Below are 26,050 nucleotides of genomic sequence, written 5' to 3' on the forward strand. Positions count from 1 at the left end.
CCACGGGGCTGCGCGTAAGGGGGGCGCGCGCGTCAGGAGTTGTACGCGCTCTGCGCCCGCTCCAGACCCTCGATCACCAGAGCCTCGACCGCGTCCGCCGCCCGGTCCACGAAGTAGTCCAGCTCCTTGCGCTCCGCCGACGAGAAGTCCCGCAGCACGAAGTCCGCGACCGGCATCCGTCCCGGCGGCCGTCCGATGCCGAAGCGCACCCGGTGGTAGTCGGACCCGAGCGCCTTCGTGATCGACTTGAGCCCGTTGTGGCCGTTGTCCCCGCCGCCCAGCTTCAACCGGAGCATGCCGTAGTCGATGTCCAGCTCGTCGTGGATCGCCACGATGTTGCCGACCGGCACCTTGTAGAAGTCCTTGAGCGCCGTCACCGGCCCACCCGACACGTTCATGAACGACATCGGTTTCGCCAGGATCACCCGCCGGTTTCCCGGCCCGGGCGGCCCGATACGTCCCTCGACCACCTGCGCCTGTGCCTTGCCGTGCCGCTTGAACCGTGCCCCGATCCGCTCCGCCAGCAGATCCGCCACCATGAAACCGACGTTGTGCCGGTTCGAGGCGTACTCGGGGCCCGGATTGCCGAGACCGGCCACCAGCCAGGGCGCACCCGCGTCCGTCGTCACGTCCCTGTCTCCTTCGTGTCCCTCATACCCGTCCACACATACACGTCGGCCGCTGCCCCGCGCGGGAACAGCGGCCGACGAACGAAGACCGTAGCGAGGATCAGGCCCCGGCGGCCTCGTCGCCCTCACCCTCGGCCGGGGCCTCCTCGGCCTGCGCGGCCAGCACCTGGAGGACGACCGTGTCCTCCTCGACGGCAAGCTTGGTGCCGGCCGGGAGCGGGATGTCCTTCGCCAGGATGGAGGCGCCGGCCTCCAGGCCCTCGACGGAGACGGTGACCGACTCGGGGATGTGCGTGGCCTCGGCCTCGACCGGCAGCGCGTTCAGGACGTGCTCCAGCAGGTTGCCGCCCGGCGCCAGTTCGCCCTCGGTCTGCACGTAGATCTCGACGCTGACCGTCTCGCCGCGCTGCACCAGCTGCAGGTCGACGTGCTCCAGGAAGCCCTTGATCGGGTCACGCTGCACGGACTTCGGGATGGCCAGCTCGTTCGTCTTGCCGTCGATGTCCAGCGCGATCAGGACGTTCGGCGTACGCAGCGCCATCAGCAGGTCGTGGCCCGGCAGCGTCAGGTGCAGCGGGTCGGAACCGTGGCCGTACAGAACACCCGGAACCTTGTTGTCACGACGGATACGGCGGGCGGCGCCCTTGCCGAACTCGCTGCGCGTCGTGGCGGAGATCTTCACCTCGGACATGGTCACTCCTCGTAGAGCTGGAAACGGACGTGGTCACCCGGCCACGAACGGCCTGCTACGAAGAGCGCGTCGATAACGGAGCGCCGTACACGAACGCGTACGGCCTCCCTCGCCGAGCAACTTGGGCAGTCTACTCGGAGGGGGAGGCCGCACCCAAAACGATCTCCGCGGGACGCTCTCCGCGGAACGATTCGCGGAACGATCCGCGGAACGGTTACTGCTCGTCGAACAGGCTCGTCACCGAACCGTCCTCGAACACCTCACGCACCGCGCGCGCGATCGTCGGCGCGATCGACAGCACCGTGATCTTGTCCAGCTCCAGCTCGTTCGGCGTCGGCAGCGTGTTCGTGAACACGAACTCGCTCACCTTCGAGTTCTTCAGCCGGTCCGCGGCCGGACCCGACAGCACACCGTGCGTCGCCGTCACGATGACGTCCTCCGCGCCGTGCGCGAAGAGCGCGTCCGCCGCGGCGCAGATCGTGCCACCGGTGTCGATCATGTCGTCCACCAGAACGCACACCCGGCCCTTGACCTCACCGACCACCTCGTGGACGGTCACCTGGTTCGCCACGTCCTTGTCGCGGCGCTTGTGCACGATCGCCAGCGGCGCGCCCAGCCGGTCGCACCAGCGGTCCGCCACCCGCACCCGGCCGGCGTCCGGGGAGACCACCGTCAGCTTCGAGCGGTCCACCTTCGCGCCCACGTAGTCCGCGAGGAGCGGCAGCGCGAAGAGGTGGTCGACGGGCCCGTCGAAGAAGCCCTGGATCTGGTCCGTGTGCAGATCCACGGCGAGGATCCGGTCCGCACCCGCGGTCTTCATCAGGTCCGCGATCAGACGCGCCGAGATCGGTTCACGTCCCCGGTGCTTCTTGTCCTGCCGCGCGTAACCGTAGAACGGCACGATGACGGTGATGGAGCGGGCCGACGCGCGCTTCAACGCGTCGATCATGATCAGCTGCTCCATGACCCACTTGTTGATCGGGGCCGTGTGGCTCTGGATCAGGAAACAGTCCGCACCTCGCGCCGACTCCTGGTAACGCACGTAGATCTCGCCGTTGGCGAAGTCGAAGGCCTTCGTCGGGACGACCCCGACTCCCAACTGCTGGGCGACCTCCTCGGCAAGCTCGGGGTGGGCGCGGCCGGAGAAGAACATCATCTTCTTCTCGCCGGTCGTCTTGATCCCGGTCACAGCACTTTCTCCTCAGAGGTTTCGCAGCTGAGCGTCACGGGCGCTCTTCCGGCTGGGTGCGGGAGGCGTCTCAGCTGGTGGGGTGCGGATGTGCACTTATCACGGTACGCCGTGTCCGGCGCGCCGGTTTCCGGTCAGCCTTCGCCGCCGGCCTCCCGGGACACCGCCTCGGCGGCCTTCGCCGCCGCGCTCCCCGGACGCTTGCGAGCCACCCAGCCCTCGATATTCCGCTGCTGGCCACGGGCCACGGCCAGGGAACCGGGCGGCACGTCCTTCGTGATCACCGAGCCGGCGGCGGTGTAGGCACCGTCCCCGACCGTGACAGGAGCCACAAACATGTTGTCCGAACCCGTCTTGCAGTGGGAGCCGACGGTCGTGTGGTGCTTGCTCTCCCCGTCGTAGTTCACGAACACGCTCGCGGCGCCGATGTTGGTGTACTCGCCGATCGTCGCGTCACCCACGTAGGAGAGGTGCGGGACCTTGGTGCCCTCGCCGACCGAGGAGTTCTTCGTCTCGACGTACGTACCGATCTTGGACTTCCGGCCGAGCCGGGTACCGGGCCGCAGATACGCGTATGGGCCCACCGTCGCCTCCGGGCCGACCTCGGCACCGAGGGAGACGGTGTTGTCCACGCGCGCGCCGGCCCCGACGCGGGTGTCCGTGAGGCGGCAGTTCGGCCCGACCTCGCAGCCCTCGGAGAGGTGGGTGGAGCCGTGCAGCTGCGTACCCGGGTGGACGACGGAGTCCTGCTCGAAGGTCACCGTCACGTCGACCCACGTCGTCGCCGGGTCGACGACCGTCACGCCGGCCAGCATGGCCCGGGTCAGCAGCCGGTCGTTGAGGGTGCGGCGGGCCTCGGCGAGCTGCACGCGGTTGTTGATCCCGGCGATCTCCCGGTGGTCACCGGCCACGGAGGCGCCGACCCGGTGACCGGCCTCGCGGAGGATGCCGAGGACGTCGGTGAGGTACTCCTCGCCCTGGCTGTTGTCCGTCCGCACCTTGCCCAGCGCGTCGGCGAGCAGCTGCCCGTCGAAGGCGAAGACACCCGAGTTGATCTCACGGATCGCCCGCTGCGACTCGGAGGCGTCCTTGTGCTCGACGATCGCGGTGACGGCACCGGAGGCCTCGTCCCGCACGATCCGGCCGTATCCCGTCGCGTCCGGGACCTCGGCCGTCAGCACGGTGACGGCGTTCCCGTCGGCGGTGTGGGTGGCGGCGAGGGCGCGGAGCGTCTCGCCGGTGAGCAGGGGAGTGTCGCCGCAGACCACGACCACGGTCCCCTCGACGGCACCGCCCAGCGCCTCCAGGCCCATCCGCACCGCGTGCCCGGTGCCGTTCTGCTGCTCCTGCACGGCGGTGCGCACGTCGGGGGCGACCTCGGCGAGGTGTGCGGTGACCTTCTCGCGGGCGTGCCCGACGACGGCGACCAGGTTCTCGGGGTCCAGCTCGCCGGCGGCGGCGAGCACGTGCCCGACGAGGGACCGGCCGCACAGCTCGTGCAGGACCTTGGGTGTGGCCGACTTCATACGGGTGCCCTCACCCGCTGCGAGAACGACGACGGCTGCCGGGCGAATGGCGCTCACGGGATGCCCTTCGGCTTTTAGGGGGCGGGGGTGGACATCCGCAGGATACCGGGGTGGTTTGCGGGAGACATGAGCGCGGGCCCTGGCAGACGCGCCAGGGCCCGGAAGAGGCAGCTCCCCCATCAGGATTTGAACCTGAACTTAAGGGACCAAAACCCTCAGTGCTGCCTGATTACACCATGGGGGATCAAACTCGACTCGACCGGACATTCCGTCAGGTCGCCGAGTCGGCACCCAACACTATGCCGTACCAGGCGCCTTCCGTGCGACGGTACAACTCGGCGCCGAATCCGCGCTCCCGGGGGTGGCGGGAGCGTCGTTCCGCGATTCGAGGGATATCGCGTCCTATCGTTTGTCGAAAGTCACCGGAAATGGGGCGCCCGCCGCCCGTAGGCTGGAGGGCATGACCACGACGGGGGAAGACCACGTACCGGCCCGGGGTGGGCCTTGGTGGTGGGACAGGCGGCGCGGCGCGGTGCTCGATGTGAGCCTCGGTGTCGTGTCCGCGTTGGAATGCGCGGCGGAAGGGGTTCCGTTCGCGCGGGACGCCGGGATCCCGTTGGCGGCGGGGGTCGTCTTCGGGTTGCTGGCCGGTTCGGTGCTGGTGCTGCGGCGGAAGTGGCCGATCGCGGTCGTGCTGGTGGGGATCGCCATCACGCCGGCCGAGATGGGCTTCCTGCTGGGTGTCGTCGGCCTCTACACGCTGGCGGCGTCGGAGCTGCCGCGGCGGATCATCGGGTCGCTGGCCGGGATGTCCCTGCTGGGGACGTTGATCGTGACGTTCGTCCGGTTGCGGCAGGACATGGCGCGGGACGGCCTGGACTTCGGGGACTGGTTCCTTCCGTTCGCGTCGATCGGCACGTCCCTGGGGATGACCGCGCCGCCGCTGCTGCTGGGCATGTACGTGGGGGCGCGGCGGCGCTTGATGGAGAGCCTGCGGGAGCGGGCGGACAGCCTGGAGCGGGAGTTGCAACTGCTCGCCGAGCGCGCCGAGGAGCGCGCGGAGTGGGCGCGTGGTGAGGAGCGGACGCGGATCGCGCGGGAGATGCACGACGTGGTCGCGCACCGGGTGAGTCTGATGGTGGTGCACGCGGCGGCGTTGCAGGCCGTGGCGCGGAAGGACCCCGAGAAGGCGGTGAAGAACGCCGCGCTGGTGGGGGACATGGGGCGGCAGGCGCTGACGGAACTGCGGGAGATGCTCGGGGTGCTGCGCAGCACCGGGGGCGCCGGGGGTGCCGAGCGGGCGTCGGTGCCGCTGGCGGCGGTGGGGGTGGCCGCCGCGGCGGCGGCCTCGCGGGCCGTGGACGACGGTGAGGGACTCGCCGACGGGCCGAGTCTGTCCGAGCTGGACGAGCTGATCGGGCAGTCGGAGGCGGCCGGGATGGTCGTGAACCTGTCCGTGGAGGGGGAAGGGCGGTCGTATGCGGCGGAGGTGGAGTCGACGGCGTTCCGGGTGGTGCAGGAGGCGTTGACGAACGTCCACAAGCACGCGGCGGGCGCGAAGACGTATGTGCGGCTGGCGCATCGGGCGTCGGAGATCGCCATGCAGGTGGAGAACGAACCGCCGCCGGAGGAGTCGTCGTCGGCGCGGTTGCCGTCGGGTGGCAATGGACTGGTCGGGATGAAGGAGCGGGTGGCCGCTCTGGGGGGCGTGTTCGTGTCGGGTCCGACGGACGCGGGGGGCTTCCGGGTGTCGGCGGTGATTCCGGCGTCGGCGTAGGAGCCGTGGGCGTTCGCAGGCGTCGTGGGCGTCGTGGGCGTCGTGGGCGTTCGCGGGGTCGTGAGTGGCGTGGGCGTTCGCGGCGTCGGGGGCGTCGTGGGGTGCGCGGTCGTGGGGCCGGGTGGCTCAGGCGGTGGTGAGGCGGGTCGGCTGGGCGCCGGCGACGAGGGTGGCGAGGGCCTGGTCGATGTCGGGGCCGAGGTACCAGTCGCCGGTGTGGTCGAGGGCGTAGACGCGGCCTTCGGTGTCGATGGCGATGAGGGCCTGGCTGTCGGTCTCGGTGCCGAGGGGGCAGGTCTGGGTGTCGAGGGCGCGGCCGAGGTCGCCGAGGGTGCGGGCCATGTGGAGGCCGTGCAGGGGGTCCAGGTGCAGGGTGGCGGGGGCGATCTGGCGACCGGGGCCGGTGGGGGCGATGTGGAGGCCGCCGAATTCGGCCCAGGCCTCGACCGCGGCGGGGAAGACCGTGTGCCGGTGACCCGCGGGCGAGGTGTGCTCGCGCAGGGTGTCGGCCCAGATCTCGGCCTGCTTGATGTCCCAGCGTCCGGGTTGCCAGCCGGCGTCGCGCAGGGCGGCGTCGACGGGGACGGGGAAGCGGGTGGTGGAGGTGCGGTCGGCTTGCATCTGCCCTTGGTTGCCCTTGGTTCGTTTCGGTCTGCTCCGGCGGTCCGGTCTGCTCCGGCGGTCCGGTCTGCCGGTCTGCTCCGCGGTCCGGTCGTGCGGTGCGGTGTGGTCCGGTCGTCCGGTGCGGCCAGGTCGTGCGGTGCGGCCAGGTGGTCTGGTTGTGAGGTGTGTGGTCGTGAGGTGCGGCCCGGTCGTGCGGGGTGGCCGGTCGCCGGTGGGTCAGTCGTCGTTCGTGGTGGGGTCGACGATGCGGACGCCGAAATGGGCGCTGAGGGCTGTGCAGGCGCGGCACGGTGTGGCGAAACTGCCGTGCAGGGGGTCGCCGTCCTCGCGGATGCGGCGGGTGGTGAGTTTGGCGTGCTTGAGCGCTTTGCGGGCTTCGCCGTTGGTCATGGGTTTTCGTGCGGCGCGTTTGCTCCGGGCCGCGTCCGCCGTGGCAAGGTGCCGCGAGATGAGGATGGTCTCGGCGCAGCGGCCGGTGTAACGGTCGCGTTGGCCACTGGTGAGGGTGTCGAGGAAGTCCTGTACGAGGTGGTGCAGGGCGGGTGGCGTGTCGGCGCGGGTGGCGGTGCCCGTGAGGGTGGTGCCGCGCACGGAGAGCGCGGCGGCCACGGTGGGGAGTATGCCGTCGCGGCGGTGCTGGAGGGCGGGGGCGTGGAGGGCATCGGCGGCGCTCCAGCCGATGCGCGGGTCGCCGCCCCGGGGATCGCCGCCCCGGGGGTCGTCGGGCCGCCTGGTGTGGGGTCCCGCCTGTGTCGCACTCATGATCGTCTTCCCCTCCTGAGCATCCCCCCGAAGGTCACAGAGTGCCAAATCCCGTGGCTGCTGCGGAAGCTGGGGCGTGGCGACACGCCCGGGTATGGGCGTTCCGTCACGGGAGGGTGACGGCAGGTCACGGAAGCGGAGGGGTGGGTGCCGGGTGCGGGGCCCGGTGCCGGTGACCGGTCTCGGCGTACCGCATAGGCTGTCGGCACCGCGATTGCGTGCGGTGACCGGACAGTGCAGACAGATCAGACAGACGCAGATCAGACAGACGCCGCAGGGGGCAACCGCCATGACGACAGGTCGGCTCGGGCTGGGGGCACCTCCCGGCCGCCAGGCCGGGGGACACGCCGCGCCGCCGAACGCGGCCTATGCCGGGCAGGTCGTACATTTCCCGGATCCGGTGCGTGCGGCACGTCACCCGAGAGGGGTACGGGTGGACGAGGGCGGTTACCCCGTCTTCTCGCCGTACGCCCGTGCGGTGGCGGAGATCGCGGACCCGCCGGAGGGGTTCGGGGTCGACGAGCTGCGGCTGACGGACTACGTGTCGGCGAACGCCGCGCTGTCGGCGTCGGGGCACGAGCTGTGGGACACGGTGCCGGCGGTGGCGACTCCGCACGGCTGGACGTGGCACCACGTGGCCGGATCGCGGCGGATGGAGCTGGTCCCGGTCGAGGTGAAGGCGCTGTTGCGGCACCACGGCGGGATCGCGACGGCGGCGGTGGACCAGGGCAAGCGCGGGACGCGGCCGTTGCAGGAGACGCGCCCGGCGCACTTCCGCCTGCCGAAGTCGGGTGTCGCCGTCTCCGAGCAGCAGGTGCTGGGCGTCGAGGAGGATCTCGGGTACCGGCTGCCTGGCGCCTACCGCTCGTTCCTGAAGGCGGCGGGTGGCTGCGCCCCGGTGGGCACGGCGCTCGACGCCGAGCTGGGGCTGCTGGTCGACCAGCCGTTCTTCACGGTGCGCGAGGAGGCGGCGGTCAACGACCTCGTCTATGTCAACAAGTGCCTGCGGGACCACCTGACCAAGGACTACCTGGGCGTCGCGTTCGTCCAGGGCGGTCTGCTCGCCGTGAAGGTGAAGGGCGAGCGGATCGGTTCGGTGTGGTTCTGCGCCTACGACGACGTACGGGACGTGGACCCCTCGATGCCGCCGGCGGATCGCGTGGAGCGGTTGCTGCTGCCGTGCGGTGAGGACTTCGACGTGTTCCTGTCGCGGCTGGCGGGGTCCCCGCCGGAGCTGGAGACGGTGGCGAACCTGATGGTGGACGGCGGTTTCGCGCGTGCGGTGCCCGTGACGCCGGAGACTTCGGCGTCTCCGGCGTCTCCGGCGTCTTCGGTAGGGGAGTGAGCTGACGATGGTGACGTTCGCGCAGGCGCAGGAGCGCGCGGAGGAGTGGGTCAACGGCGAGCTGCCGGCGTACCAGCACCGTGAGGTGCGGGTGCGGGAGTTCGACCTCGGGTTCGTGGTGTGGGCCGAGGACCGTGCGGACGGGCCGCGTTCGGACGGGGGCGCGCAGCGGCTGGTGATCGCCCGCGACAGCGGTGAGGCGACCTTGTGGCCCTCGCTGCCGGTGGGAGAGGTGATCCGCCGGTACGAGGAGGAGTACGGCCGTCCCGACGAGGCCGCGGAGCCGGCGCCGGCGCCCGCGGCGCGGGTGGACCTGAACCAGACGTCGTTCCTGCTGAGTCCACCGGAGTGGTTGCAGGAGGCGGCGGACAAGCTGGGTATCCCGGACCGCCGGCGCGGGGACCATGACAGCGGTGGCGACACCAGTGATGCCGGTGCCGGTGCCGCTGCCGGCCCCGGACTCGGGGCTGGGGCTCCCGCCGGGGCCGGGGCACTTCCCGAGACACAGGCCGGGGTGCCGTCGGCTCCCGCGGCCACCTGGGCCCCCGCGGAGGGGCAGGGGAGCGGTGCGGCTTGGCCGGCCGCCGGGGCCGGTGGTACCGGTGGCTCCGGGGCGGGCGCGGGTGCCCCCGGTGCGCCGGGTGCGCCCGCCGGGGCGACGCCTTGGGCGGGGACGGACACCAACGCGGACGCCGGTGAGGACCGTTCCGTACCGCTGCCCGCGACCGTGTTCGCGCCGCCGCTGAGCGGTGCCGACGACGACACGCCGCCGCCGGCGGCTACGCCGGACGCCAAGACGGCGCTGATGTCGGGCGGCAGCGGGCTTCCGCCGACGGCGCTCTCACCGGCGATCGACGACCCGAACACGCCGGCCGCGTCCACGGGCGCGGGCACGCCGCCGCCCGCGCCGCCGACACCGGCCGCGCAGCAGCCGCCCGCCGGTCCCGGTGCGCCCGCCACCCCGGCCCGGCCGCTCGCGCCGAACGCCGGGGAGATCGCCGACGCCGCGACCAGCAAGGCGGCGCCACCGCGCCGTGGCGGTGGTTCGACCACGCCGCCTCCGCCGGGGGCTCCGGGTGAGCCGGGCGCGCGGCCGGGGAGTACGCCTCCGCCGCCGGGCCCCCACACGCCGGGTACGCCGGCGGGCGGTTACGTGCCGACGCAGATGGTGTCGTCGCTCGGTCCCGAGGGTCCGGGCGGCCCGGGTACGCCGCCTCCGCCGAACGCGCCGCAGCCTCCGACGGGTCAGGCTGCTCCCGGTGCTCCCGGTGCTCCCGGTGCTCCCGGTGCTCCCGGTGCTCCCGGTGCTCCCGGTGCTCCCGGTACGCCGCCGCCGAGCGCTCCCGGTGGGACGCCCCCGGGCGGGGTGCACCATGCCGCCACGATGCTGGCCGACCCCGGCCGCACGGGCGGCGGCGCGCCCCAGCCGCCCGGTCCGCCCGGCCCTCCCACACCTCCCGGCGCTCCCGGCGCTCCGGGCGCGGCGCCCGGCGTTCCGGGCACGCCGCCTCCTGCCGCTCCCGGTGCGCCCGGCCCGCACGGTTCCTCGGGGGGCGCGGGTGGCGCCGTGCACCACGCGCAGACCGTGCTGGCCGCGCCCCCGGTGGGCGGCCCCGGCGCGCCCCCGCCGCCTCCGGGTGCGCCGGGCGTGCCAGGTGCTGCCGGCGGTCCCGGTGGTCCCGGCGCTCCTGCTGGTCCCGGCGCCCCTGTCGGACCCGGTGGTCCCGGCGCTCCTGTCGGACCCGGTGGTCCCGGCATCCCCGGTGGTGCCGGCCCCGGTGGTGCCGCACAGCCCATGCCGCCGGGTGCTCACGCCGCGCCCGGTGCCATGCCGCCGCCCGGCGGACCCGTTCCCGGTCAGCCGCCGGCGTACGGCTATCCGCAGCAGCCGCCGTCCGGTCTGCCGACCGTCGGCCCCGGCTACCAGGCCGTGCTGCGCTACCGCGCACAGGACGGCTCCGAGCAGCAGCTGATCCGGCGTTCGGCGCCGGGCACGCCGCACCCGGAGTGGCAGATCTTCCACGAGCTGCGGGCCATGAACGTGCCGCCGGACCAGGTGCTGGAGCTGCACACGGAGCTGGAGTCGTGTGAGCTGCCGGGTGCGTACTGCGCGCGGATGATCCGGGAGCAGTGGCCGCAGGCGCGGATCACCTCCATCGCGCCGTACGGTACGGACCACGCGAGCCGGCAACAGGGCATGCGGCAACTGCTGGCGCACCAGGGCGAGCTGCACCAGGTGGCCGACGGACCCGCCCGTCCGGCGCCGGTGCGTGCTCCGCTGCCGCAGGTGCAGCCGGCGCCGCCGATTCCGCCGGAGGCCATCGGGCAGGAACTGGGCGGCGCGTTCGGCCCGGGTGTCTTCCGGTTCGAACAGGCCGCGGTGTCCCGGCAGGGGGTGCCGCCGGTCGTGGCCCACACGCTGGTGGCGGCGGGTCTGCCGATGGACATGGGCCCGTTCTTCTGGGCGCAGGCCCAGCCGGGCCGCCCCGTGCCGACACTGGCGGAGCTGGCGGCCGAGCGGGGAGTACAGCCGGCCTCGGACGCGGGTTCGTACCTCGTCGTGGGCAGTGACTTCGGCCGGGCGATCTGTGTGCAGTACGGCACGGCGGCCATCGTGGCGGTGCCGGTGGAGGCGGGGCCGGGCGGCGCGCCCGTGCCGCCGCAGTTCGTGAACACGGGGCTGCCGGAGTTCGCGCGCTGCCTGGCACTGCTGGGCCGGATGTGGCGGCTCAGGTTCGGCCTGAACCAGGAGCAGGCGGGCCGCTGGACGGTTGACTTCCAGGCCCAGTTGGCCGCGCTGGACCCGGCGGCGCTCGGCTCGCCGGAGAGCTGGTGGTCGGTGCTGCTGGAGCAGATGTGGGACGGGCTGCTGTGAGGCGCCCACGCCGCTGACGTACCCCTGACGTACCCGACGGGCGGGGCCCGGTCGACCTGTGAGGCGACCGGGCCCCGCACGTTTGTGTGCGGTGTGTCGCAGTATGAGGGCCTACGAACGATCCATAAAGTCGGGTAAGTCCATTTAGTGCGGCAGATTCACCACAGATTCACCACAGATTCACCACAGGGGTGATGAGCATGAGCAGCGCATCGGCGCCTCCCCACGGCTTCGTGACCGTACGCGGGCGCGAGCGCGGCTACCGTCCCGAACAGGTGGAGGCGTGTGCCGAGGCACTCTCCGGGGAGCGTGACGCGGCCTGGGAACGGGCCGCCCGCCTCACCGTGCTCGCCCGGGAGATGGAGGAGGAGCTGGCGGACCTGCGCGATGCGGTCGCACAGCTCACCTCGCAGAACTACGAGGCGCTCGGAGAGCGCGCGCGGCGTCTGTTCCAGCTCGGCCAGGAGGAGGCCGAGGCCGTACGGGAGGAGGGGCGGAGCGCGGCGCGACGTCTGCTGGAGGACGCGCGGACGCACGCGGCCGGCGTGCGGGAGGCAGCGCAGGTGCACGCCGACGCCGTACGCGCCGAGGCCGACGAACGGGCCCGGCAGCGGCTCCTGGCGGCGCGCGCGGAGGCCGACGAGGCGCGGAAAGAGGCCCGGCGCGAGGTGAAGGCCGGGCGCGGAGAGGCGCTGTCCGCGCTGCGCGAGATGCGGGAGCGGACCACCGGGATGCTCGCCGAGCAGAGCAGGGAGCTCGCCGAACGGTGCGCCGCGCAGGAGCGGGCGGAGGCGGAGCGGGTGCGAGCCCTGGACGCACACCACGCGGAGCTGGTGGCCCGCGCCGAGCAGGAGGTGCGCGAAGCGGCGGAGGCACTGGCCGACGCCGAGAAGGCGGCCGGGCGGCGGCAGGAGGAGGCCCGGGCCCGGGCGGCCGAGGTAGTCGCCGAGGCCCGGGCGCGCCAGGAGCGGATCGCCCGCGAGACGGAGCGGGTGCTGCGTGAACACGGGGAGCGGTGGGACGAACTCCAGGCCCACATGGCCTCCGTACGCAGCAATCTCAGCTCGCTGACGGGGCGGGTGGTGGAGTGACCCCGGAGGCCCGCCTCCCCGGCACCGTCACTCGCCTCTGCGTACCGCCCCCGCCAGGATCCAGCCCTCCGCGGCCTCGTAGTGCCGGCGTTGTTCCTCCGCCTTGCGGCGGCCGGAGAGCATCGTGCCCAGCCAGCCGCAGGCGAAGCCCAGGGGGATGGAGACCAGACCCGTCGTGGTGAACGGGAACCAGTTGAAGTCGGCGTCGGGGAAGGCGGCGACGGGCGAGCCGGAGACCAGGTTGGTGCCCGGCATCAGCAGCAGGACGGCCAGCGAGCCGCCGACGAGGGTGCTCAGCAGCCCCGCGCGGGTGTAGCGGCGCCAGAAGAGGCCGTAGACCAGGGCGGGGGCGATGGCCGAGGCGCCCAGGCAGAAGGACAGGGTGACCAGGGGCTGGAGGCTGCGGTGCTGGACGAGGGTCGCGAGGAAGATCGCGGGGATGCCGACGGCCAGGGCGGAGACGCGGGCGAGGGTCATCTCGCGGCGGGGTGACATCTCCTGCACGCGGGTGGCGAACACGTCGTGGGCGAGGGAGTTGGCGCAGGCCAGGATCATGCCGCCGACGGAGGCCAGCACGGTGAGGAAGACGGCCGTGGTGACGGTCGTGAACAGGAAGGTCTCCGCCGTGGAGAGCTCCGCGCCGAACGCGGCCTGGGAGCCCAGCAGGAAGGCGGTGTTGCCCTGCGGGTCGATCCCGGCGATGACCGCCCGTCCCACCAGCGCCGTCGCGCCGAAGCCGACGACCGTGATGACCAGTACGAACAGTGCCACGCTGGACACCGCCCAGGACATCGAGCGGCGCACCTGGCGGGCGGAGGACGCGGTGTACATGCGCATGGTGACGTGGGGGAGGCAGGCGCCGCCGAGGACGACGGTCAGCTGCGAGGTGATCATGTCCGCCTCGGGGTGGGGCCCGCCGGCGAACTGGAGTCCCGAGTTCAGGAACGCCGGGCCCACGCCGCTGCGGTCGGCGGCCGAGTCGAACAGCGCGCCCGGGTCCCAGCCGAAGCGGTTCAGGATCAGTACGGCGACCACGGCGCCCGAGCCGAGCAGCATCACGATCTTGAGGATCTGGATGAGGGCGGTGCCCTTCATGCCGCCGATCGCCGCGTAGCTGATCATCAGCACGCCCAGGCCGATGATGCAGCCGGTCTCCAGCGACTCGCCGGAGAAGCCGAGGACGAAGGCGAGCAGTTGGCCGGTGCCCGCGAGTTGCACCAGCATCAGCGGCAGCAGCGCGGCGATGGTCACCACGCAGGTGGCGACGCGGACACCGCGTCCGGGCATCCGGCGGGCGAGCGCGTCGCCCATGGTGAACCGGCCCGCGTTGCGCAGGGGTTCGGCCAGCAGGAACATCAGCAGCATGAGCGACAGGGCGGTGCTGAGCGCCAGCACGATGCCGTCGTAGCCGAAGAGGGCGACCACGCCGCACGTGCCGAGCACGGTCGCCGCCGAGATGTAGTCGCCGGCGATCGCGAGGCCGTTGCGCATGGGGGACAGGGAGCTGTACCCGGTGTAGAACTCGTCGAGGTCGTCCCGGTCGGGGCCGGTCATCACGCACAGCAGCAGCGTGACGGTGGCGACGGCGGTGAAGCCGACCAGGGACATCGTCTGGGCGTTGCCGCTGAACTCGGTCACCGCGGAGTGAGTCATCGAGGACTGAGTCATCGAGGACTGGGCCATCGAGGACTGGGCCATCGCGGACTGGGTCGTCTGGAGCCCGGTCATCGCCGGCTCGGTCATCGCGAACGCGGTCACCGTCCCGCCTCCCGCCGGGCGTCGAGTTCGGCCTCCTTGCGGATGCGGTCGGCGAGCGGGTCGACGTGGCGGCGTGCGGTGTGCTCGTACAGGACGATCGCCAGCCAGGTGACGGGGAGTTGGAGCAGGGCGAGGGCCAGTCCGGTGGGCAGTCCGTCGGCGAGGGTGCCCGTCATGAAGCCTGGTGCGTACGCGGACAGGATCAGAAACAGGGAGAAGTAGCCCAGCGCGGTGAGCGTGGCGGTGCGTCGCTGCCGGCGGTAGGCGCTGCGCAGTACCCGCAGGTCGCTGTGGTGCCCGAGCGGGTCCCGGCGCGGTGCGCGGTGGGTGGCGGGGCGGGGTCGGGGTGGGTCCGCCGGTTGCCGCGGGTGGGCGTCGTACGCCGGTTGCCGGGGAGAGGCGCCGTACGGGGGCGGTGTGGGCGCGTGGGGCGGGCGCGGGTACGGCGGGGGCTGGTACGACGGCGGCGGGGGCGGCCGGTGCGGGTACGGCGGGGGCTGGTACGACGGTGGTGGGGGCGGCCGGTGCGGGTACGGCGGGGGCTGGTACGACGGTGGTGGGGGCCGGTGCGGGTACGACGGGGACGGGTCGTAGGACATCCCGGTGCTCCTTGCGTGGCTCGGGTCCGGTAGGGCGGACCGCAGGGAGGTGGGGGTGGCGAGCCACGCACGTTACTCGCCGGTTCGGCCATGCGCTGCGTTTTGGCCAAACTGATCGGTCGGTATGCGGCCCGGCCCCTGACCTCGGGTGTTACCCGCGTTAACCAGAGGCTTCGGGGGTGCGGCCGCCCGCGCCTCCCTTTGTGTTCCCCTTGCATCCATCTGCCCGGGGGCGGATCCCCGCTTGACCCTGACGTCGCGGGAGGGTGGATGCTCGGTGCGTCCTGAGGTGGAGGGCAACCCCTAGATCCGCTCCACCGAAGGGCGGACAGCCCCTAGGGGTACCTCCGTACTACGGCCGGGGGAGGGTTCGTACCGACGGAGGACGAGACGGGCCCGGTGACGTCCTTAAATTGGCTTTACGCCCCTGGGGGGGGCGGCGAACCGCACCCGCGGGGGTGGGGTTTTCCCCAGTAAAAGAGTGCGCTGAACACCAGCGCGGTCGACCCCCGGTTCCGGCCAGACTCTTCGACATAGCAGCACGGCCCACGCACGGCGGCCCGTACACCGCGGCGGGGCGCGGCACCACGTACATCACATCGGTACCGGTCGGCGTGAGCCGTCGGCACCGGGCGGCTCACCTGATGACCGACATAGGAGACTTGACATGACATCGGCCGTAAGTATTCCCGCACACGGGGGCACTGGAGGGCGTACGGCCGTTGCCGCGCGAGCGCGGCAGGTCGTGAAGGCGTACGGATCCGGCGAGACCAGGGTGGTCGCCCTCGACCACGTGGACGTGGACATCGCCCGCGGCCAGTTCACCGCGATCATGGGGCCGTCGGGGTCCGGCAAGTCCACGCTGATGCACTGCCTGGCCGGCCTGGACACCGTCTCCAGCGGGCAGATCTACCTCGACGAGACCGAGATAACCGGCCTGAAGGACAAGAAGCTCACCCAGCTGCGCCGGGACCGGATCGGCTTCATCTTCCAGGCGTTCAACCTGCTCCCGACGCTGAACGCGCTCGAGAACATCACGCTGCCCATGGACATCGCCGGGCGCAAGTACGACCGCGCCTGGCTGGACCGGGTCGTGGAGACCGTGGGACTCGCCGGGCGGCTCAAGCACCGGCCGACCCAGCTCTCCGGCGGCCAGCAGCAGCGCGTCGCGGTGGCGCGGGCGCTCGCCGCACGGCCCGAGATCATCTTCGGCGACGAGCCGACCGGAAACCTCGACTCGCGCGCCGGCGCCGAGGTGCTGGGCTTCCTGCGCCGGTCGGTCACCGAACTGGGCCAGACCATCGTGATGGTCACCCACGACCCGGTGGCCGCCAGTTACGCGGACCGCGTGCTGTATCTCGCCGACGGCCGGATCGTGGACGAGATGTACAAGCCGACCGCGGACGCGGTCCTCGACCGGATGAAGGACTTCGACGCCCGGGGGCGCACGTCATGACCGTCGTGAAGACCTCGATGCGCAACTTCTTCGCGCACAAGGGCCGGATGGCGCTCTCGGCGGTGGCGGTACTGCTGTCGGTGGCGTTCGTGTGCGGCACCCTGGTGTTCACCGACACGATGAACACCACCTTCGACAAGCTCTTCGCGGTCACGTCGTCGGACGTGACGGTCATGCCGAAGGACGCCGAGGCCGAGGACACCCCGCAGAACGGCGTGCCCGAGGCCCTGCCGACGTCCGTGCTGGAGCAGGTCCGCAAGGCGGAGGGCGTCAAGTCGGCCGAGGGCGCGGTCGCCTCGATGAACGTGACCGTCGTCGACCGTGACAACGACAACGTGGGCGCCACCAACGGCGCTCCGACCATCGCGGGCAACTGGACGAAGAACGACCTCCGGTCGATGGAGATCACCACCGGAAACGCCCCGCGCGGGCCCACCGAGGTGATGGTCGACGCCGACACCGCCGACAAACACGACCTGAAGCTCGGTGACGAACTGCGCACCATCGCGCAGACCGGCGACTTCAAGGCCAGGATCGTCGGCATCGCCTCCTTCACGGTGACCAACCCCGGCGCCGCCGTCCTCTACTTCGACACTCCCACCGCCCAGCGCGAACTGCTCGGCACCACCGGTAAATTCACCCAGCTCAACGTCACCGCCGCGTCCGGCGTCTCCGACGCGCAGCTCAAGCAGAACGTCGCCGAGGCCCTGGGCAGCACCTACAAGGTCCAGACGGCCAAGGAGAACGCCGACGAGAACCGCAAGGACGTCGGCGAGTTCATGAACGTCATCAAGTACGCCATGCTCGGCTTCGCCGGAATCGCGTTCCTGGTCGGCATCTTCCTGATCATCAACACGTTCTCCATGCTGGTCGCCCAGCGCACCCGCGAGATCGGCCTGATGCGAGCCATCGGCTCCTCCCGGCGGCAGGTCAACCGTTCGGTGCTCGTCGAGGCCCTCCTCCTCGGCATCGTCGGCTCGATCCTCGGTGTCGCGGCCGGCGTCGGAATCGCCATCGGCCTGATGAAGCTCATGTCGGCGGCGGGCATGAACCTCTCCACCGACGACCTGACCATCAAGACGACGACACCCGTGGTCGGCCTGGTCCTCGGCATCGTGGTCACGGTCCTGGCCGCCTACCTGCCGGCCCGCCGCGCCGGCAAGGTCTCCCCGATGGCGGCCCTGCGCGACGCCGGTACGCCGGCCGACGGCAAGGCCGGCTGGATACGCGGCCTGATCGGCCTCGTCCTCACCGGCGCCGGCGCCGCGGCACTGTTCACGGCCGCCGCCGCCGACAAGGCGAGCGAGGGTTCGCTGATGCTCGGTGCGGGCATCGTGCTGTCCCTCATCGGCTTCGTCGTCATCGGCCCGCTGCTGGCCGGCTTCGTGGTCCGGGTGATCAGCGCGGTGCTGCTGCGGGCCTTCGGCCCGGTCGGCCGCCTGGCCGAGCGCAACGCCCTGCGCAACCCGCGCCGCACCGGCGCCACGGGTGCCGCCCTGATGATCGGCCTCGCGCTCGTCGCCTGCCTCTCCGTGGTCGGCTCCTCCATGGTCGCCTCGGCCACCAGCGAGCTGGACAAGACCGTCGGCGCGGACTTCATCGTCCAGGGCAACCAGCGGATCGTGCCGCAGGCCGAGAAGGCGATGCAGGACACGCCCGGGCTGGAGCACGTCACCCGCTACAAGATGCTCGACGCCACGCTGACCTCGCCCGACGGCAAGACCGACGACGACGGCATCACGGCCGCCGACCCGACGTACGCCCAGGACGTGCGCCGCGCGACGACGGAGGGCGATCTCTCCGCCGCCTACGGGCCGGACGCCATGTCGGTCGGCACGGACTACGCGAAGAAGCACGACGTGCACGTCGGCGACACGATCTCCGTCACCTTCAAGGGCGGTGAGACCGCGAAGCTCAAGGTCGCCGCGATCACCGACGACGACGTGGCCATCGACCAGGGCGCCCGGTACATCAGCATCGAGACGATGCGGAAGTACCTGCCGGCCGACAGCGTCCCGCCGAACACGATCATGTTCGCCAAGGCCGAGGACGGCCAGTCGGACCAGGCTTACGCGGCACTGAAGAAGTCCCTGGACGCCTACCCGCAGTACCAGGTGGCCGACCAGACCGACTACAAGCAGGAGCTGAAGGACCAGATCGGCCAGCTGCTGAACATGGTCTACGGCCTGCTCGCCCTGGCGATCATCGTCGCGATCCTCGGTGTGGTGAACACGCTGGCGCTGTCGGTGGTCGAGCGGACCCGGGAGATCGGCCTGATGCGGGCGATCGGCCTCTCCCGCCGCCAGCTGCGCCGGATGATCCGCATGGAGTCCGTCGTCATCGCCCTCTTCGGTGCCCTGCTGGGCCTGGGGCTGGGCCTGGGCTGGGGCGCGACGGCACAGAAGCTCCTCGCCCTGGAGGGCCTGAACGTCCTCGACATCCCCTGGCCGACGATCATCGGCGTCTTCATCGGCTCGGCCTTCGTGGGCCTGTTCGCCGCGCTGGTCCCGGCGTTCCGGGCGGGCCGCATGAACGTCCTGAACGCCATCGCGACGGAGTGACCGAGGGACGGAGTGACCGAGTGACGGAGTGACGGAGTAGCGACCGACGGCCACCGCACACGGGGGTTGCGGGGGAACACCCGGCGCCGGAAGCCTGAGGGCTTCCGGCGCCGGCCCGTTTCCGCCCGACGGGAGCACCGGTTACCGGGAGCACCGGCCAAGGCCAACCGGAGTGCCGCCCACCGGGAGTACCGGCCAACGCGGCCCCGACGCCCGCCGCCTCCGGCCGTCCGAGCCGGTTGCCGTCCTGGGGCTGCTTCCGGCCGTCCCAGCCGGTTGCCGTCCTGGGTGGCCTTTCGGCCCACCGAGTCGGGTGGCGAGTGGCGAGTGGGCACGGGCCGGGGATGCCCCATCAGGGTTTGAATCCTGGAATCCCCTGGTGGGGTCACCGCCACGCCGGTCATCCTGGCGGCGGGCCTCGTCCACAGCCCCGGCGCCGGCAAGCGCAGCGTCGTACGCTGGACACCCCCGGCCCTCACACCGCCGGGTTACTCGTGTTGTCCACCCCGCACCCACACCCGCACCCCCAGGACGGAAGCGCCCCCTCCATGAGCCTGCACGGTCTGCTCGACGCCGTAGTCAAGGACACCGCCCTCGCGGAAGCGATCTCGGCGGCCGCAGACGGCAACCGCATGCACGTCGACCTGGTCGGCCCGCCCGCGGCCCGCGCCTTCTCGGTCGCCGCGCTGGCCCGGGAGACGGCCCGCCCCGTGCTGGCCGTGACCGCGACGGGACGCGAGGCGGAGGACCTGGCCGCGGCCCTGCGCTCCCTGCTGCCCCAGGAGGGCGTCGTGGAGTACCCCTCCTGGGAGACGCTCCCGCACGAGCGGCTCAGCCCTCGCAGCGACACCGTCGGCCGCCGCCTGGCCGTCCTGCGCCGCCTGGCTCACCCCCGCCCCGACGACCCCGAGACCGGCCCGGTCTCCGTCGTCGTCGCGCCCGTACGCTCCGTGCTCCAGCCGCAGGTCAAGGGTCTCGGTGATCTGGAGCCGGTCGCCCTGCGCAGCGGCCAGAGCGTCGACCTGGAAGAGATCGTCCAAGCCCTGGCGGCCGCCGCGTACGCGCGCGTGGAGCTGGTCGAGAAGCGTGGCGAGTTCGCCGTCCGCGGCGGCATCCTGGACGTCTTCCCGCCCACCGAGGAGCACCCCCTCCGCGTCGAGTTCTGGGGCGACGACGTCGAGGAGATCCGTTACTTCAAGGTCGCCGACCAGCGGTCCCTGGAGGTCGCCGACCACGGCCTGTGGGCCCCGCCCTGCCGCGAGCTGCTGCTCACGGACGACGTACGGGAGCGTGCCCGGGTCCTCGCCGAGGACCACCCGGAGCTGGGCGAACTGCTCGGCAAGATCGCCGAGGGGATCGCCGTCGAGGGCATGGAGTCCCTGGCCCCCGTCCTCGTCGACGACATGGAACTGCTGCTGGACGTCCTGCCCAAGGGCGCCATGACCCTGGTCTGCGACCCCGAGCGGGTGCGCACCCGGGCCGCCGACCTCGTGGCCACGAGCCAGGAGTTCCTCCAGGCGTCCTGGGCGGCCACCGCCGGCGGAGGCGAGGCGCCGATCGACGTCGACGCGGCCTCCCTGTGGTCCCTCGCGGACGTCCGGGAACGGGCCCGCGAGCTGGACATGATGTGGTGGTCCGTGTCGCCGTTCGCGGCCGACGACGCGCTGGAGGACGCCGACACCCTCAAGCTCGGCATGCACGCCCCCGAGACCTACCGCGGCGACACCGCCAAGGCGCTGGCCGACACCAAGGGCTGGCTCGCCGACGGCTGGCGCGCGGTCTACGTCACCGAGGGCCACGGCCCGGCCGCCCGCACCGTCGAGGTTCTCGGCGGCGAGGGCATCGCGGCCCGCCTCGACAGCGACCTCGGCACCCTCAGCCCCTCCGTCGTACACGTCTCCTGCGGCTCGATCGACTACGGCTTCGTCGACCAGGCGCTCAAGCTCGCCGTGCTCACCGAGACCGACCTGACCGGCCAGAAGGCCGCCGGCCGCGAGGGCGCCCGGATGCCGGCCCGGCGGCGCAAGACCATCGACCCGCTCACCCTGGAGGCGGGCGACTACATCGTCCACGAGCAGCACGGCGTGGGCCGCTACATCGAGATGGTCCAGCGCACCGTGCAGGGCGCCACGCGCGAGTACCTGGTGGTGGAGTACGCCCCCGCAAAGCGCGGCCAGCCCGGCGACCGGCTCTACATCCCCACCGACCAGCTGGAGCAGATCACCAAGTACGTCGGCGGGGAGGCCCCCACCCTGCACCGCCTCGGCGGCGCCGACTGGACCAAGACCAAGGCCCGCGCGAAGAAGGCGGTCAAGGAGATCGCCGCCGACCTGATCAAGCTCTACAGCGCGCGGATGGCGGCGCCGGGACACGCGTTCGGCGCGGACACCCCCTGGCAGCGCGAGCTGGAGGACGCCTTCCCGTACGCGGAGACCCCCGACCAGCTCACCACCATCGCCGAGGTCAAGGAGGACATGGAGAAGACGGTCCCCATGGACCGCCTGATCTGCGGCGACGTCGGCTACGGCAAGACCGAGATCGCGGTCCGTGCCGCCTTCAAGGCCGTCCAGGACGGCAAGCAGGTGGCCGTACTGGTCCCGACGACCCTGCTGGTGCAGCAGCACTTCGGGACGTTCGGCGAGCGCTACGCCCAGTTCCCCGTGAACGTGAAGGCGCTGTCCCGCTTCCAGACCGACACCGAGGCGAAGGCGACCCTGGAGGGCCTGCGCGAGGGTTCGGTGGACATCGTCATCGGCACCCACCGCCTCTTCTCCTCCGAGACCAAGTTCAAGGACCTCGGCCTGGTCATCGTCGACGAGGAGCAGCGCTTCGGCGTGGAGCACAAGGAGCAGCTGAAGAAGCTCCGCGCCAACGTCGACGTGCTCACCATGTCCGCCACCCCCATCCCGCGCACCCTGGAGATGGCCGTCACCGGCATCCGCGAGATGTCCACGATCACCACCCCGCCGGAGGAGCGCCACCCGGTGCTGACCTTCGTCGGCCCCTACGAGCAGAAGCAGATCGGTGCCGCGATCCGTCGCGAGCTGCTGCGCGAGGGCCAGGTCTTCTACATCCACAACCGCGTCGAGTCCATCGACCGCGCGGCGGCCCGGCTGCGCGAGATCGTCCCCGAGGCGCGCATCGCCACCGCCCACGGCCAGATGTCGGAGCAGGCGCTGGAACAGGTCGTCGTCGACTTCTGGGAGAAGAAGTTCGACGTGCTGGTCTCCACGACCATCGTCGAGTCCGGCATCGACATCTCCAACGCCAACACCCTCATCGTCGAGCGCGGTGACAACTTCGGCCTCAGCCAGCTCCACCAGCTGCGCGGCCGCGTCGGCCGAGGCCGCGAGCGGGGTTACGCGTACTTCCTCTACCCGCCGGAGAAGCCGCTGACCGAGACCGCGCACGAGCGCCTGGCGACCATCGCCCAGCACACCGAGATGGGCGCGGGCATGTACGTGGCGATGAAGGACCTGGAGATCCGCGGCGCCGGCAACCTGCTCGGCGGCGAGCAGTCCGGTCACATCGCGGGCGTCGGCTTCGACCTGTACGTGCGGATGGTCGGCGAGGCGGTCGCCGACTACCGGGCCTCCCTGGAGGGCGGTGTCGAGGAGGAGCCGCCGCTCGAGGTCAAGATCGAGCTGCCCGTCGACGCGCACGTCCCGCACGACTACGCCCCCGGCGAGCGGCTGCGGCTCCAGGCGTACCGGTCGATCGCCTCCGCCAACAGCGAGGAGGACGTCAAGGCCGTACGCGAGGAGCTCGTCGACCGCTACGGCAAGCTGCCGGAGCCGGTGGAGAACCTGCTGCTGGTCGCGGGCCTGCGCATGCTCGCGCGGGCGTGCGCCGTCGGCGAGATCGTGCTCCAGGGCAACAACATCCGCTTCGCGCCGGTGGAGTTGCGCGAGTCCCAGGAGCTGCGGCTCAAGCGGCTCTACCCCGGGAGCGTCATCAAGGCGGGCGCCCACCAGCTCCTCGTACCACGCCCGAAGACCGCGAAGGTCGGTGGAAAGCCGCTGGTCGGCCGTGAACTGCTCGGCTGGGTCGGGGAGTTCCTGACCTCGATCCTGGGGTCGTAGCCGCCGCGACGCGACGAAGCCCTCCGCGACGAAAGCCGTCCGCGACGAAAGCCGTCCGTGACGAAGCCGTCCGCGACGAAGCCCTCCGCGACGAAGCCCTCCGCGACGAAGCCCTCCACGGGTGTCAGGCCCGTGGACGGCTTCGTCGTGGTCGAGGTGGCGGGAGGCGCTACTGCTGCTCCGGCCGGTTGCCGCCCCCCTCGCGCCCGAAGCCGAGCTTGCCCTCGGCCTGCTGCTGCGCGGCGTCGACCTGCTTCTCGTGCTTGCCGCCGGTCCTCTGATTGACCTGCTGCTCGGCGGCGTCGGACATCTTCCTTGACCTGTCCTTGTCCTTGCCGGCCATGCTCTTCATCTTGTCGAGGATGCCCATGCAGAGCTCCTTCCGAGACGTGACTCACTGTCGACCGTACGACATATATGTCCCGCATGCCCAATAAAGCCCACTATGGTCTGGACCTCTCCGTCGCTACGGTGATAGCGGCGAACGGCAAGGGGAGGGGTACCCATGAGGCGCAGCAGGATCCGTACCGGATGGGCCGCGGGCGCGGCCCTCGCGCTGGCCCTGGTCACCGGGTGCGAGGGCCTCGACGGCGACGGGACCTCGTCCTCGGGCAGCGGTGCCGAGGCACCGGCCGACGGGCAGGCCGCGGGACCGGCCGTCAGTCCGCTGGGCAACCCGGACGGGACCGGACCCGGCCTCGCCCCGGTCACGGGCGACACCGACGAGGCGACGGCCCGCAAACTCATCGAAGGGCTGAAGACCAAAGGGCGCGGCCCCAAGACGGGATACGACCGCGACGAGTTCGGCTACGCCTGGATGGACTCGGCCGACGGCGTACCGCTCGCCCGGAACGGCTGCGACACACGGAACGATTTGCTCAAGCGCGACGGTCAGGACCTGCGCTTCCGCTCCGGCTCCGACTGTGTGGTCGTCGCCATGACGCTGGACGACCCGTACACCGGCACGGCCATCGAGTGGCGCAAGCAGAAGGCGAGCGAGGTCCAGATCGACCACGTCGTGCCGCTGTCGTACAGCTGGCAGATGGGCTCCTCGCGGTGGGCGGAGAGCAAACGCGAACAACTGGCGAACGATCCGCTCAACCTGCTCCCCGTCCAGGGCCGCGCCAACTCCGCCAAGGGCGACTCCGGACCGGCCTCCTGGCTCCCGCCCGCCAAGCCGGTCCGGTGCGCGTACGCCGTCCGCTTCGCCCAGGTCGCCGACAAGTACGAACTGGCGGTGACCACGCCGGACCGGCAGGCGATGCTGCGGCAGTGCGGCGGCTGAGGCGGGCTCGGGGCGGCGGGGAAAACCGCTTCCGGCCGGACTGGCGGGCCGTGCGGGACGCCGTGCTCGACGCCTGGGGGAACTTCGACCGGGCCGGCCGCCTCGACGACCGGCCGGGCCTGGCCCGTTCCCTGCCCGTCATCGAACTCCTCGACGACGACGTCGACCTGGCGCCCGCCCGCCACCTGCCGCCCCCGACGGCCACCGACGGCGCCGGCCGGCTCGCGCAGGTGCGCGAGCGCCTCGGCGAGACCCTGCGCCTGACCGCCGACCTCACCCCACCGGCCGCCGACACCGCACAGCCCGCGCCCCGCTGGCCGCTCACCACCGTCGGCGAACTCGTCCGCGGCGGCGCACTGGTGCTGCGCACCGGCACGAACGGCGGCCACGCGCGCGTGCCGCTGCTCACCGACCACGACGTACTCGCCGGCACCGGCCCCTCCGGCAGCCTCCCCGAGAGCGACGAGGAACCCGTACTGACCGAGCCGGGCGACGTCGTCGTCCCGGTCCTCGGCGGCGGCTCCGTCGCGCGGGTGATCGACGACGCCACCGCCGGTGCCGCCCTGGGGCGCAACCTCGTGCTCCTGCGCCCCGAACCCGCCGCACTCGACCCCTGGTTCCTCGCCGGGTTCCTGCGCGGCACCGCCAACAACCGCCAGGCCGGCAGTTACGCCTCCACCGCCACCCGGCTCGACGTCCGCCGCCTCCAGCTCCCCCGGCTCCCGCTCGACGCCCAGCACCGCTACGGCGCCCGCTTTCGCGCCCTCGACGAGTTCGAACGGGCGCTCAGGCTCACGGGCCGCCTCGGCGAACAGCTCGTACGGGGCATGTACGACGGGCTCACGGACGGCACGGTGGCCCCCGGTCGATGACCTGTTGGTGATCGGTACGGCAACGGTTCGGTACAACCGGGGACCACTGTCGGTCCCGGCCTATACGCTCGGACTTCCACACCGAACGACCCGTTCGTCCGTTCGTTCGCCCGTCCGTTCGTCCGTTCGTCCGTTCGTCCGTTCGGCATGTAGGCATCACCGGTCCAGGAGCAGTCATGTACGGCAACAGCGCCGCCGGGCCGCCGCCCTCCCGTGGCGCGGCCACCGTCATCACCCTGCGTGTGCTGTTCGCCGCCGCCGGATTCCTGACCTGCGGCCTGCTCGCCTGCGTCCCGCTGTTCCGGATCGCCGTACTGCGCGGCCGCGGGCTCGACTGGGCCGTGGCCTGGCTGAGCCTGCCGCTGTCCATCGGCTGCCTCGCCGTGGTCGGCTCGCTGCCGGAGACCGACCGCCGGACGGACGTCGCCATGGCCGCTCTCCTGCTGATCGGAGCGGCGGCCGCCGCGTACTTCCTGGTGGTCGACATACGCCTGCACGCCGCACCGCGGCAGTTCACCGGCTACCCGCCGCCGCCTCAGGCCCTCGCCGCGCACTACGGCCAGACCCAGCCCGCGGGACCGTACGCGCCCACGCTCGTACCGCAGGCCCCGTACCCCCCGGCCCCGAGACCAGCCCACCCCGGTTTCCAGGCGCCCCAGGCACCGGTCTCCCAGCCACCGGCCCACCCGGCACCGATGTCCCAAGCACCGGTGCCCCATGACTCGGTGACCCGGACATCCGTGCCCCGGGCGCCCGCTCCCACCCCGCCTCCCGCTCCCGCTCCGCCGCCCCGGCACCCCGCCCCCGCCCCCGCCCGCATCGACCAGGTCCGCGCCGAGCTCGACGAGCTCAGTGACTACCTGCGCAAGCACGAGAGCAACGGCGAAAACCAGGGCGGACGGTGACCGTGGCGGCAGGGCGTGTCGTC

At 71.9% G+C, this 26,050-nt stretch carries 18 protein-coding genes and 1 pseudogene; 10 read left to right on the top strand and 9 right to left on the bottom strand.

What is annotated here, in order from left to right; translation table 11 throughout:
* Nucleotides 1–32: 32 nt before the first annotated feature.
* The 4 genes from pth to glmU all read right to left on the bottom strand — a co-directional run bounded on the left by pth (nucleotide 33) and on the right by glmU (nucleotide 4,092).
* Entirely contained in the window at nucleotides 33–629 is a 597-nt protein-coding gene (pth, locus tag ACZ4V1_RS20040) for an aminoacyl-tRNA hydrolase (protein ID WP_468337649.1), read from the bottom strand.
* 100 nt (nucleotides 630–729) lie between these two features.
* Nucleotides 730–1,320 (bottom strand): 50S ribosomal protein L25/general stress protein Ctc, encoded by a 591-nt coding sequence (locus tag ACZ4V1_RS20045; RefSeq protein ID WP_468337652.1) that lies wholly within the window; start codon nucleotides 1,318–1,320, stop codon nucleotides 730–732.
* 214 nt (nucleotides 1,321–1,534) lie between these two features.
* A complete protein-coding gene (locus tag ACZ4V1_RS20050) occupies nucleotides 1,535–2,509 on the bottom strand; it encodes a ribose-phosphate diphosphokinase (protein ID WP_468337655.1) in 975 nt (324 codons plus the stop codon).
* Between the two features lie 134 nt (nucleotides 2,510–2,643).
* Nucleotides 2,644–4,092 (bottom strand): bifunctional UDP-N-acetylglucosamine diphosphorylase/glucosamine-1-phosphate N-acetyltransferase GlmU, encoded by a 1,449-nt coding sequence (gene glmU, locus ACZ4V1_RS20055; protein ID WP_468337658.1) that lies wholly within the window; start codon nucleotides 4,090–4,092, stop codon nucleotides 2,644–2,646.
* 403 nt (nucleotides 4,093–4,495) lie between these two features.
* On the opposite strand from glmU, the gene ACZ4V1_RS20060 reads away from it, so the two are divergent.
* Nucleotides 4,496–5,812, top strand: coding sequence for a sensor histidine kinase (locus ACZ4V1_RS20060; protein WP_468337662.1), 1,317 nt, complete (start codon nucleotides 4,496–4,498; stop codon nucleotides 5,810–5,812).
* A 126-nt stretch (nucleotides 5,813–5,938) separates the two neighbouring features.
* Here the strand turns inward: ACZ4V1_RS20060 and ACZ4V1_RS20065 are convergent, their stop codons facing one another.
* Entirely contained in the window at nucleotides 5,939–6,433 is a 495-nt protein-coding gene (locus ACZ4V1_RS20065; RefSeq protein ID WP_468337665.1) for an SUKH-3 domain-containing protein, read from the bottom strand.
* A 219-nt stretch (nucleotides 6,434–6,652) separates the two neighbouring features.
* A complete protein-coding gene (locus ACZ4V1_RS20070; RefSeq protein WP_468337668.1) occupies nucleotides 6,653–7,198 on the bottom strand; it encodes a YwqJ-related putative deaminase in 546 nt (181 codons plus the stop codon).
* A gap of 289 nt (nucleotides 7,199–7,487) precedes the next feature.
* Between ACZ4V1_RS20070 and ACZ4V1_RS20075 the strand changes: the two genes are divergently transcribed.
* From ACZ4V1_RS20075 to ACZ4V1_RS20085, 3 genes are all read left to right on the top strand, one after another.
* The gene (locus tag ACZ4V1_RS20075) at nucleotides 7,488–8,543 is read left to right on the top strand and encodes an SMI1/KNR4 family protein (RefSeq protein WP_468337671.1); all 1,056 of its coding nucleotides are present in this window, start codon (nucleotides 7,488–7,490) and stop codon (nucleotides 8,541–8,543) included.
* Nucleotides 8,544–8,550: 7 nt separating this feature from the next.
* The gene (locus ACZ4V1_RS20080; protein WP_468337674.1) at nucleotides 8,551–11,418 is read left to right on the top strand and encodes an SUKH-4 family immunity protein; all 2,868 of its coding nucleotides are present in this window, start codon (nucleotides 8,551–8,553) and stop codon (nucleotides 11,416–11,418) included.
* Nucleotides 11,419–11,618: 200 nt separating this feature from the next.
* The gene (locus tag ACZ4V1_RS20085) at nucleotides 11,619–12,509 is read left to right on the top strand and encodes a cellulose-binding protein (protein ID WP_468337677.1); all 891 of its coding nucleotides are present in this window, start codon (nucleotides 11,619–11,621) and stop codon (nucleotides 12,507–12,509) included.
* A 27-nt stretch (nucleotides 12,510–12,536) separates the two neighbouring features.
* Here the strand turns inward: ACZ4V1_RS20085 and ACZ4V1_RS20090 are convergent, their stop codons facing one another.
* Nucleotides 12,537–14,177 (bottom strand): sodium/solute symporter, encoded by a 1,641-nt coding sequence (locus ACZ4V1_RS20090; RefSeq protein WP_468337927.1) that lies wholly within the window; start codon nucleotides 14,175–14,177, stop codon nucleotides 12,537–12,539.
* Between the two features lie 86 nt (nucleotides 14,178–14,263).
* Nucleotides 14,264–14,866 carry a DUF485 domain-containing protein gene (locus ACZ4V1_RS20095; protein WP_468337680.1) on the bottom strand — a complete coding sequence of 201 codons (603 nt, stop codon included), beginning with the start codon at nucleotides 14,864–14,866 and terminating at the stop codon, nucleotides 14,264–14,266.
* Nucleotides 14,867–15,533: 667 nt separating this feature from the next.
* Between ACZ4V1_RS20095 and ACZ4V1_RS20100 the strand changes: the two genes are divergently transcribed.
* The 3 genes from ACZ4V1_RS20100 (at nucleotide 15,534) to mfd (ending at nucleotide 22,965) form a co-directional block, all read left to right on the top strand.
* Complete coding sequence (locus ACZ4V1_RS20100; RefSeq protein WP_468337683.1) at nucleotides 15,534–16,322, top strand: ABC transporter ATP-binding protein; 789 nt, start codon at nucleotides 15,534–15,536, stop codon at nucleotides 16,320–16,322.
* Complete coding sequence (locus ACZ4V1_RS20105; RefSeq protein WP_468337686.1) at nucleotides 16,319–18,883, top strand: ABC transporter permease; 2,565 nt, start codon at nucleotides 16,319–16,321, stop codon at nucleotides 18,881–18,883. The genes ACZ4V1_RS20100 and ACZ4V1_RS20105 overlap by 4 nt, the downstream gene beginning before the upstream one ends.
* Before the next feature lie 548 nt (nucleotides 18,884–19,431).
* Nucleotides 19,432–22,965 carry a transcription-repair coupling factor gene (gene mfd / locus ACZ4V1_RS20110; protein WP_468337689.1) on the top strand — a complete coding sequence of 1,178 codons (3,534 nt, stop codon included), beginning with the start codon at nucleotides 19,432–19,434 and terminating at the stop codon, nucleotides 22,963–22,965.
* A 169-nt stretch (nucleotides 22,966–23,134) separates the two neighbouring features.
* Here the strand turns inward: mfd and ACZ4V1_RS20115 are convergent, their stop codons facing one another.
* Nucleotides 23,135–23,335, bottom strand: a complete 201-nt coding sequence (locus ACZ4V1_RS20115) for an antitoxin (protein ID WP_468337692.1) — start codon at nucleotides 23,333–23,335, stop codon at nucleotides 23,135–23,137.
* A gap of 135 nt (nucleotides 23,336–23,470) precedes the next feature.
* Here ACZ4V1_RS20115 and ACZ4V1_RS20120 point away from each other — a divergent pair, with 135 nt between their 5' ends.
* From ACZ4V1_RS20120 to ACZ4V1_RS20130, 3 genes and pseudogenes are all read left to right on the top strand, one after another.
* Nucleotides 23,471–24,250 carry an HNH endonuclease family protein gene (locus tag ACZ4V1_RS20120; RefSeq protein ID WP_468337695.1) on the top strand — a complete coding sequence of 260 codons (780 nt, stop codon included), beginning with the start codon at nucleotides 23,471–23,473 and terminating at the stop codon, nucleotides 24,248–24,250.
* 17 nt (nucleotides 24,251–24,267) lie between these two features.
* Nucleotides 24,268–25,122, top strand: a pseudogene (locus ACZ4V1_RS20125) (restriction endonuclease subunit S domain-containing protein); the annotation flags it as partial.
* Nucleotides 25,123–25,298: 176 nt separating this feature from the next.
* The gene (locus ACZ4V1_RS20130; protein WP_468337698.1) at nucleotides 25,299–26,027 is read left to right on the top strand and encodes a hypothetical protein; all 729 of its coding nucleotides are present in this window, start codon (nucleotides 25,299–25,301) and stop codon (nucleotides 26,025–26,027) included.
* Nucleotides 26,028–26,050 lie beyond the last annotated feature (23 nt).

The sequence above is a fragment of the Streptomyces sp. NPDC028991 genome, from assembly GCF_055564775.1.

Excerpts from the sequence above, each read along its gene's own strand:
- ACZ4V1_RS20090 (WP_468337927.1), bottom strand. The coding sequence starts at position 14,177 with ATGACTCAGTCCTCGATGACTCACTCCGCGGTGACCGAGTTCAGCGGC.
- ACZ4V1_RS20085 (WP_468337677.1), top strand. The coding sequence starts at position 11,619 with ATGAGCAGCGCATCGGCGCCTCCCCACGGCTTCGTGACCGTACGCGGG.
- ACZ4V1_RS20105 (WP_468337686.1), top strand. The coding sequence starts at position 16,319 with ATGACCGTCGTGAAGACCTCGATGCGCAACTTCTTCGCGCACAAGGGC.
- ACZ4V1_RS20120 (WP_468337695.1), top strand. The coding sequence starts at position 23,471 with ATGAGGCGCAGCAGGATCCGTACCGGATGGGCCGCGGGCGCGGCCCTC.
- ACZ4V1_RS20100 (WP_468337683.1), top strand. The coding sequence starts at position 15,534 with ATGACATCGGCCGTAAGTATTCCCGCACACGGGGGCACTGGAGGGCGT.
- ACZ4V1_RS20065 (WP_468337665.1), bottom strand. The coding sequence starts at position 6,433 with ATGCAAGCCGACCGCACCTCCACCACCCGCTTCCCCGTCCCCGTCGAC.
- ACZ4V1_RS20075 (WP_468337671.1), top strand. The coding sequence starts at position 7,488 with ATGACGACAGGTCGGCTCGGGCTGGGGGCACCTCCCGGCCGCCAGGCC.
- ACZ4V1_RS20095 (WP_468337680.1), bottom strand. The coding sequence starts at position 14,866 with ATGTCCTACGACCCGTCCCCGTCGTACCCGCACCGGCCCCCACCACCG.
- ACZ4V1_RS20130 (WP_468337698.1), top strand. The coding sequence starts at position 25,299 with ATGTACGGCAACAGCGCCGCCGGGCCGCCGCCCTCCCGTGGCGCGGCC.
- ACZ4V1_RS20115 (WP_468337692.1), bottom strand. The coding sequence starts at position 23,335 with ATGGGCATCCTCGACAAGATGAAGAGCATGGCCGGCAAGGACAAGGAC.
- ACZ4V1_RS20060 (WP_468337662.1), top strand. The coding sequence starts at position 4,496 with ATGACCACGACGGGGGAAGACCACGTACCGGCCCGGGGTGGGCCTTGG.
- ACZ4V1_RS20070 (WP_468337668.1), bottom strand. The coding sequence starts at position 7,198 with ATGAGTGCGACACAGGCGGGACCCCACACCAGGCGGCCCGACGACCCC.
- ACZ4V1_RS20080 (WP_468337674.1), top strand. The coding sequence starts at position 8,551 with ATGGTGACGTTCGCGCAGGCGCAGGAGCGCGCGGAGGAGTGGGTCAAC.
- ACZ4V1_RS20045 (WP_468337652.1), bottom strand. The coding sequence starts at position 1,320 with ATGTCCGAGGTGAAGATCTCCGCCACGACGCGCAGCGAGTTCGGCAAG.
- mfd (WP_468337689.1), top strand. The coding sequence starts at position 19,432 with ATGAGCCTGCACGGTCTGCTCGACGCCGTAGTCAAGGACACCGCCCTC.